The 6487-nt window shown below is 31.6% G+C and carries 8 protein-coding genes; 1 reads left to right on the forward strand and 7 read right to left on the reverse strand.

Annotated features, from left to right (window positions below; translation table 11 throughout):
* Positions 1-240: 240 nt before the first annotated feature.
* Positions 241-1092: a helix-turn-helix domain-containing protein gene (locus tag B5X64_RS22140; protein ID WP_123920740.1), complete on the forward strand. Its 852-nt coding sequence runs from the start codon at positions 241-243 to the stop codon at positions 1090-1092.
* A gap of 68 nt (positions 1093-1160) precedes the next feature.
* Here B5X64_RS22140 and B5X64_RS22145 read toward each other — a convergent pair whose 3' ends face one another.
* From B5X64_RS22145 to B5X64_RS22175, 7 genes are all read right to left on the reverse strand, one after another.
* Complete coding sequence (locus B5X64_RS22145) at positions 1161-1409, reverse strand: hypothetical protein (RefSeq protein ID WP_079467290.1); 249 nt, start codon at positions 1407-1409, stop codon at positions 1161-1163.
* 52 nt (positions 1410-1461) lie between these two features.
* Positions 1462-1842: a hypothetical protein gene (locus B5X64_RS22150; RefSeq protein WP_079467291.1), complete on the reverse strand. Its 381-nt coding sequence runs from the start codon at positions 1840-1842 to the stop codon at positions 1462-1464.
* 3 nt (positions 1843-1845) lie between these two features.
* Positions 1846-2829 (reverse strand): RHS repeat-associated core domain-containing protein, encoded by a 984-nt coding sequence (locus B5X64_RS22155; protein WP_079467292.1) that lies wholly within the window; start codon positions 2827-2829, stop codon positions 1846-1848.
* A gap of 80 nt (positions 2830-2909) precedes the next feature.
* Entirely contained in the window at positions 2910-3461 is a 552-nt protein-coding gene (locus tag B5X64_RS22160) for a hypothetical protein (protein WP_079467293.1), read from the reverse strand.
* Position 3462: 1 nt separating this feature from the next.
* Entirely contained in the window at positions 3463-4305 is an 843-nt protein-coding gene (locus B5X64_RS22935; RefSeq protein ID WP_079467294.1) for a hypothetical protein, read from the reverse strand.
* A gap of 168 nt (positions 4306-4473) precedes the next feature.
* Positions 4474-4992, reverse strand: coding sequence for a hypothetical protein (locus tag B5X64_RS22170; RefSeq protein ID WP_076560549.1), 519 nt, complete (start codon positions 4990-4992; stop codon positions 4474-4476).
* Entirely contained in the window at positions 4958-6277 is a 1320-nt protein-coding gene (locus B5X64_RS22175) for an RHS repeat domain-containing protein (protein WP_228419081.1), read from the reverse strand. The genes B5X64_RS22170 and B5X64_RS22175 overlap by 35 nt, the downstream gene beginning before the upstream one ends.
* Positions 6278-6487: the final 210 nt, after the last annotated feature.

Consider the following 6487-nt stretch of genomic DNA (forward strand, 5'->3'; position numbering starts at 1 on the left):
AGAGTTTTTATCAAAATTAAGGGTGGTCAATTTAAACCGAAATTACCTGGTCACTTTGAATTGAAATTGGGTGGTCAATATCACTGGAATTTACAGATTGATCATGAAATCCATCCTTCAGAGTTTAAAATTTTAGAAAATATAAATTAACTTTCATTTACTTTTGCCAAAAATCGCAATTGAATTAATATCCATATATTTGATTATAAATAGAAGAATCTGATTCCAAACATACTTTCTTTGACATTAGGCAAGCTCGACCTACGCTCAGCAACGAGGAATGAATTTCTAATGATGCCTTTCTCTGCTTTTAATGGTAAATTACAGCCAGGGTTGCATTATAAAAATAAATTTTATGCGGTATTGCTTTTCGACAATGCAAATGGCTCCATCATCATTGATGACCGGGAATTTGAGTTGAAATCACATACTTTTTTTTTCATTAACTATAATCAGGTCTACTACTTCAAAGACCATGAATCTATTGAAGGTGAGGTCATTTTATTTACCAAATCATTTTACAACCATGTCTATACAGGTAATAAAATGATCAAAAGCGACACTGCACTTCATAACGTTTCCCCTTTTATTTCATTAAAATCTGAAAACTTATCAGATATTAAGCAGACATTAAAGGGACTTAGGAGTGAATATCAATCTCACCGACAATCCAGAAAAGAAATCCTATGCCTGCTCCTAAAAGTTTTTGTGCTGAAATATATTAGAAATTCATCCAAAAAAGACCTTATCAACCGTTCGGTAGATCATAAGAAGAAATTGGTAGATGATTTCAATGATCTTGTAAACCTGCATTACAAGGAATTGAAAACTACTTCAAAATATGCAGAGAAATTAAATATAAATCCCAGCTACCTTAATACATTGGTAAAAGAAATCCTTGATATAACAGCAGGGCAAGTCATCAAAAACAGAATAATCCTGGAAGCAGAAAGACTATTGCTGCACACCTCACTTTCAATCATTGAGATTTCGTATGAATTGGGTTTCAATGATAATTCTCATTTTGGAAAGTATTTTAAATCTGTCAGGGGTGTATCCCCAAATAATTTCCGGATAGATCAATTAAAATAATAAATCCTAAATTAATTGTATCCTATATCTATTTTTAGGAATATAATTTTTGAAAGCTTATTATATTATTATTCTGTCTGCGTATTATTATCACTGCTTATAAACATTTCGTTTGACTCCTCAGCAACTATCTTAAGGAACCGGTCATAGTGTTTTAGAACATCGCTGATCAATTCATTTTTGGTAAAGTACTGAACATCGTATCCTTCCCGTGAATCCCCAAAATAGGTTTTAGGGAAATAAGTAACATTGCTATCCAGGTCTGGCAGGTTGTCATCATCCACCATGTATTCGGAAACAATTCTTTTCTGCCCCATCACGCCATAGACCTTTTATCCCAGAAAGGTAACAATCCACAACTCTAAAATATCATTTATTATATTTTATGAGTAGAAAGGAATTTATTGAATTTTTAAGCCAAAGAGTATCAGAGTTATATTTTATTATTTTATAACTTAGATTTTTATCACTTCTATCTCCTAAATATATTGAATCATCTTTCTTTAAATACCATCTTCTTTCTATTTGGCCATGAACATTTAGCATTTCTTCCGCATCTTTTTTATTAAAAGAATGATAATATTGATATGTACCATTGTCCTTAAATTTAAAAGATTGCCCTATAAAAATTATTTGGTCATTTTCTTCGGCCTTCATTATCCACTTTTCTTCTGTAGATAAAATATTTTCAATCTTATTATTGCATGAATAATAAAAGAGAATAACAAATAAAAGTACTATTTTTTTCATATTTTAATCTTCTGGTCGACTCAATTTTTTAGGTAAAATATAGGTTGTAACACCTTTGTATGTTACAGGCCATCCATAACCTGATCTGAAGCCACTTCCAATTTTCCATCCTGATTTATTTCCATTATTAAATTCATTGACTAGATCTTTCGTGCCTTCTTCTCTTTCCATTATCGCAGAATAAATATGGTTTACAAGTGATCCAACTGAACCCGCCTGAAAATCATAAGATGTTTTTGAGAAAGATTCATCTGTCATTTGTTTTACATATACATTACTATGACTAATAAATGTAGAGGAAACGTTATTTGCATCATCTATCTTATGAAAATTTTCATGAACTAAGGCATTCTGTAAATTATATTTATTATCAAATTTAGGGCTAACATTTCCGTTCGCCATAGGAGCAATCCAAATACCTTTATCTGCAGGATCATAGTGTGCTAATCCAAATTCTTCATATGATGCGCCAATCTTGCTTATGCCTTGCTGTTTACCATAATATGCCGCAACATTTGCTACAATCTGTCTATTTCTATTGTTCCATGAAAATAGACTGCCTGATATATTATATGTACTTAATAGCCTACCTTTGCCATCCGTATCTACAATTGTAATATATTTTGAATTATTATTTACAACTCTGTTTATACTACCATCCTTATTTAAATAAATAATATCTAAAGGGCTTCTTCCATCAGGGTCTGTATATCGCACTGGATTATCAAAGGTATAATTATACGGCGACCAGCTCGGCATCTTCTCTGCTAGTGGGTCAACACCATACCAAACACTCAATCTAGGATTATAATATCTTGCACCATAGTAGTACAAACCAGTATCGTCATCTAATTCTTTCGCATTGAACTTAAATGGATTATCATACGATCCATCTGTCTGTTCATACATTGTTTCCCCAAAAGGTAAATTTAAGAAAAATTGTGTTGCCTCTGCCTGAGAATTCGTAACAAATGTTGCCGTTCCCAAATGATTAAACTACCGCACGAAAGGATTCGTGCGATAGCTGAGGGGCAACAAAATGTAGCTCTATAAAATAACAAAGCCACTCAGTGAGTGGCTTTGTTTATCTTAATTGTTTTAAAGATTTTCAAAAAGTCTAAACTATCTTTTTCTTTCAATGGTCTATTGGAGTATATAGAAAAAGAATTTCCTTCTTTGTCAATATTCTTAATGTAAATGCCCATTTGTCCTTTTTTACTTTTTTTAGGTAACATCACTTTCACAACATGATTATCTATTTTATCATAATAGTAATAATTATCTAGAAAAATTCCCTGATTATTATCTAGTTCTTCATCAAAGGCTAAAATGATTTCTGAATTTGGATTATGAGATTTTATAAATTGAAATAGACTATCATTACCTACAATTATTTTATTTTCATTAAACCTATTGTTATATTTTCCATATTCTGCAAAAATAGAATCATAGTTTGATGTTTTGTAAATAATGACCTTAGAATCAATAGAATTATTTGATATTTTTTTCCAATTTGAGGGGTAATCATATCTGACAACCCCGATTTTTTCATTATTTTTTTTGTCATGACAGGAAGCCAATATTAATAACACGAATAGATAAAGAACTTTATTAAGCATACTATCTTACATTTTTATTTTTAAAATTCTTAGCTTCTGTTTTAGAATGGGTTGTATATCCTCCTCTATAGGTCCCTTTTTTCGACTGAATACCTACAGCACTTCCTGTTATTTCTCCCCTTTCTTTGTAAGTTGTAGAACGATCTCCTCTCTTACCTGAACCATTTAATAAGCCCTTGTTTGAATGACTTAGTCCTAAGTTATGTCCTAGCTCATGCTCAGCAACTTCATTAAAATCTCCCTCTCCAATAGTGTGAGCTTCAACAGCGCTAATTCTTCCAGGGTTTTGTCCAACCCCGTCTGCTTCAATTTTATCTGTACGAGCAGAACCATCTTTTAAATCATTAACAACTAATAGAACATGATCATCTTTACTAATCCCTTCCATACTATTAATAACCTTATATTCTACTTCAAAATTATTTATTTTATCTGATGCAACCGTCGTGTTATTAAACCAAGATTTTTCGGCAATTCCCTCAAAGTTTTTTAATCGTAAATTTCCTTTTGATTTATTAAACATAGTTTTAGACAAATCTGCACCTGCCAAATTAACAACAGTTAATGTTACCTTAATATTCATTTCTCTAACCAATCCCATATACTTACCATTTTTGAAACTTCTAGAACTAGTAATCGTAGTAATAATATCTGTAGGGTCTACAGGTTCCATCCCCGTCGGATCAATAAATCTCACAGGATTATCAAACGCATAAGCATACGGCGACCAACTTGGGAACTTTTCTGCCAGTGGATCCACACCATACCAAAAGCTCCATTTGGGATTATAATAGATAATAGAAAAACTGTGTTGCCTAAGATTGGGATATGATTTTACTACCATAGAGCCTATTTATAAAACTCCCACACGATACAATCGTGCGGGAATAGTGGGGTTAAGCTTCTCAAATTAATAATTATAATTTGTTTAGTTTTTCTGATAGATTAAAAATATAAAAGACATTAAAATAGTTTAAAAAAATCCGCCTCAGTTGTGAGACGAATTATTTACCTAATATTCTATTTTATAAAAATCCTTATTATTTTTTAATGTATCAGTACTCAAATTGAGTTCAATTTTTAAGCGCTTAATATTCTTCCGTTCTTTAATAAAATAAACATCATTCCTTAAAATTAACTGATCATTTCTTAAATGTAATAAATAAAATTCATTTGTAAGAGTATCTATTTTATTGATTATAAATCTGTTATTTTTATAATCAACTTTTCCTGAAACTTTATTATTAATAAAGATGTTTTTCTCATTAAAAGAAATAATCTTATTTTCCACATTTTTTTCATAAACGACAGTCCCGTTGATTTGATCGTATACTTTATATTTTCTTAATTTCCATTTGTTGGATTGTAGTATTTCAGATTGCCTACTAGTAACAGCCCCCCTTAATCCCAAGTTTTCTTTTTTCTCAATATTATTGGTTGTTTCTTCTTTTTTACAACCAATAATACCGAGTAAAATACTACAAATTGATAAAAGCCTAATCAGGTTTGCGAATTTTTTGATGATCTTCATTTGTTACTTTTTTTATTGTTCCTACGGGGTTTCTATTTTTATTCATTATTAAATCCTTGGAATTAGATTTAGGACGAAAAAGTATAGCGTTCGAAGTAGATCCTTGCTCGGCTGCCCAAGAAGTATTTTCATATAATACTTCTGGAAGAGTTCCTTCAAAAACTTCATTAGTCCCTTGTTTAGACTGCCATAATAAACCCTTTTTGCTTTGACCTGTTGCTTCAATAATATGTCCATCCCATAATAGCAGATCACCCTTTTTATAATTTGTTCCTTTTGATGGGGTTCCCATATAGGCATATCCATCTGCTGTAAGGAAATCAGCAATTTCTCTAGTAGTTGCATTAATAAAATATAATCCACCAGTAAGAACCCATCCATAACAATTAGATTTATAGCTTTGTTGAGATGAGGCGTCAAGAGATTTTATAGCCTGCCATGTTTGTGGACCATAATTACCGTTTTCATCTTGAATTAAGTCATTAAGTAAAGCATATTGAGGATTTATAACATATAAACAATTTTTCCTATCATTAGCCATCATATAACCACTTTGACCTCTAAAATTAATTGTACCATCACCATTATCATAGTCAATCATTTTGTTAGACCATGTAATTTGAACATTTAGATTAGCCCATCTATAAGGTGGAGAAGGGGCACGCCCATCTGGATCAATCAATGTTATTGGATTATCAAAAGTATAATTATACGGGGACCAGCTTGGCATCTTTTCCGCCAGCGGGTCTACACCATGCCAAATACTCCATTTAGGATTATAATATCTCGCTCCGTAATAATAAAATCCTGTTTCCTGATCAAGTTCTTTAGCATTAAACTTATAAGGGTTATCATAAACACCTGTCATCTGTTCTGCCATAGTTTCACCAAATGGTAAATTTAGGAAAAATTGTGTTGATTCACCATATTCATCAGTAACATAATATGCTGTACCGAGATGATCGCCATGAAGATAATATAATCGAGATTGACCTTTTTTTGAGGCTAAATTTTCTAATTCCAATGAAATTTCATCCTCTAATCCCGCTTTTTTTAGATAGGATTTAAAGTCTACTTCAGCATCTTCCGATTTATCTTCTGTTTTTGTAGCAGTTCCTCTTACAGAACTATTCAAAAAGATATCAGTTCCATCAACAATTCTGCTTGCAAACCTTGTTGATCCTTCAAAATAGTGTTTGGTATATCTTCCGTCAGATGAAACTACTATTTGCGGACTCGAATATATTTTATAGTCATTAAGACTTAATGAACCTGGATTGATCAAGACTCCATTTTGATATAGTTGCGAGCCGGCAGATAAATTATACTTTATGGTTCTCTCTCCCCCGTCATCGTAGGTGTAGTATTGTGTACGTCTTCAAACCAACTTAGACATTTTAGTTTAAATCCTTAAGGAGGATTTTCGGTTTATAAACTTACTAATTTTTGTTGATTATATATTTGTCTTCTTTTTCGGATGGATTCCGCTTTTGTT

The organism is Chryseobacterium balustinum, assembly GCF_900168205.1.
Lineage (GTDB): Bacteria > Bacteroidota > Bacteroidia > Flavobacteriales > Weeksellaceae > Chryseobacterium > Chryseobacterium balustinum.